The 2009-nt window shown below is 49.0% G+C and carries 2 protein-coding genes and 1 CRISPR repeat array; both genes read right to left on the minus strand.

All coding sequences use genetic code 11. The features are described 5' to 3' along the window. Window positions 1-66 precede the first annotated feature (66 nt). Window positions 67-1041: a CRISPR direct-repeat array (repeat unit 33 nt; unit sequence GTCGCATCCCGCGAGGGATGCGTGGATTGAAAT). A gap of 95 nt (window positions 1042-1136) precedes the next feature. Then, window positions 1137-1421: a hypothetical protein gene (locus J3482_RS19925; protein ID WP_206923052.1), complete on the minus strand. Its 285-nt coding sequence runs from the start codon at window positions 1419-1421 to the stop codon at window positions 1137-1139. A gap of 129 nt (window positions 1422-1550) precedes the next feature. Next, window positions 1551-1817: a hypothetical protein gene (locus tag J3482_RS19930; RefSeq protein ID WP_021295571.1), complete on the minus strand. Its 267-nt coding sequence runs from the start codon at window positions 1815-1817 to the stop codon at window positions 1551-1553. Window positions 1818-2009: the final 192 nt, after the last annotated feature.

Below are 2009 nucleotides of genomic sequence, written 5' to 3' on the forward strand. Positions count from 1 at the left end.
CGCATCCCGCGAGGGATGCGTGGATTGAAATCGCATGTACAGGACCACGCGGGCTTGGTCGTCCCCGTCGCATCCCGCGAGGGATGCGTGGATTGAAATAAAGGTACTGAGCTACCATTCTGACGAGCTACCAGTCGCATCCCGCGAGGGATGCGTGGATTGAAATCGCATGTACAGGACCACGCGGGCTTGGTCGTCCCCGTCGCATCCCGCGAGGGATGCGTGGATTGAAATCAAAGTAGCGGTTCGCAGACCTTGATATCGAACAGTCGCATCCCGCGAGGGATGCGTGGATTGAAATTTTGTCACCGTAGGCGCCGGGTTTGTAATCGATGAGTCGCATCCCGCGAGGGATGCGTGGATTGAAATCAAACATCTCCCACTGTGTCGGCAACGCCGAACGTCGCATCCCGCGAGGGATGCGTGGATTGAAATGTCGGATGGTGCGCCAGAAGTTGCAGCCATCGTGCGTCGCATCCCGCGAGGGATGCGTGGATTGAAATTCCTGTAAGCTTTACCCAGGTAGAACCAGAAACTGGTCGCATCCCGCGAGGGATGCGTGGATTGAAATATGAATAGCGGAGAGCTTTGTAGCAACGTGTTAGTCGCATCCCGCGAGGGATGCGTGGATTGAAATATGTCGTCGTCATCGTAAAAGTAAACGCGGCCCGGTCGCATCCCGCGAGGGATGCGTGGATTGAAATACCGATTCGACGGTGCTGGTACATGGACTGTCCAGGTCGCATCCCGCGAGGGATGCGTGGATTGAAATCTTCAGGAACGGATCCAGTTGATACCGAGCACAGGTCGCATCCCGCGAGGGATGCGTGGATTGAAATGCCAGGACGCATGCCAGTGTCGATTAACAGGCGGGTCGCATCCCGCGAGGGATGCGTGGATTGAAATATCCCGAGCCATGCGCAAGTTGGCGGTTGATAAGGTCGCATCCCGCGAGAGATGCGTGGATTGAAATGTATTCAAGACAAGAATCGATGCTATCCCGAATTAGTCGCATCCCGCGAGGGATGCGTGGATTGAAATTTCGATCCACGACCACCTTTGACCACTCGGTAACGACCTTTGAACCGCCAAAACTCAGTGTATCCTTTAGTAGATTGCACTCGATGGCTTTTTCGTCAAGATCTAGCCGTGGAATTTACACCACTACCTGAGACTCTAACTTCCTGCCCCAGCAAGGAACCGAAAATGACGGTCAGAGCAATATCGTCCATGTGGAACTGGGTGTTTCTGCCCTTGCGTAATCCATGTACCCAAAACTTCCTGTCAATACCCGTTCCCAAAACAAAATCTATGAGACCAGCTGCACCGCCAAAGGAGGTGGCGGCATTCAAATCGTAGCGAGTATGAATTGTAGAGCTTTTACGAACAAACTGGCTTCGTGTATCATTATATTGTTTCACCCAAAAGGTGCTCCTTCCTAGCGAAGATGTGGTTCTTGACAAACTCATCTGAGCCATACGGGGAGCGACTTTTCAATTATTCACACCAGTTCATGAGGACACATCGTCGAAATCCGGGTTAATAATAGTTTAAGATTCATCTCCTTTGTTTGCCCACAGTTGAGTAAGTTCGAGAATATTTTGTTCATGTCTTTGCTCGTGTGGAATGAATCGATCCATAAGATCATGGCGGGGTATAGAATCATAATCACCTTGTACTATATCTACACTTTTGTTCGTTAAATCAACATTTGCCACCATGAGAAAGTCTTCATTACCAACCAGAGTAATTGTTACCTGGACTATTTTGTTTTCCTTGTCGATCCACTTTCGTGCATGTTTTAATTGAGTAAACATATACGTTCCTCCACACTTTAATATAAAGAGCGTTTTGCAGATTTATAAAGCCTTGTATGACAAGGGTTAACAGAGCATAAAAAAGGACTTCACCCCCAAAAATCGAGAAGATTTCAAGTGACCAAACTAGAAATACTCGAGGAGGGAAGTCCACTTGTATCTTCTCCAAAAGTCTCTGTTTTCCTTTGAATC

The organism is Alicyclobacillus suci (assembly GCF_017329615.1).
Lineage (GTDB): Bacteria > Bacillota > Bacilli > Alicyclobacillales > Alicyclobacillaceae > Alicyclobacillus > Alicyclobacillus suci.

Coding starts and splice junctions, on each gene's coding strand:
- J3482_RS19930 (WP_021295571.1), bottom strand. CDS start 1,817: ATGTTTACTCAATTAAAACATGCACGAAAGTGGATCGACAAGGAAAAC.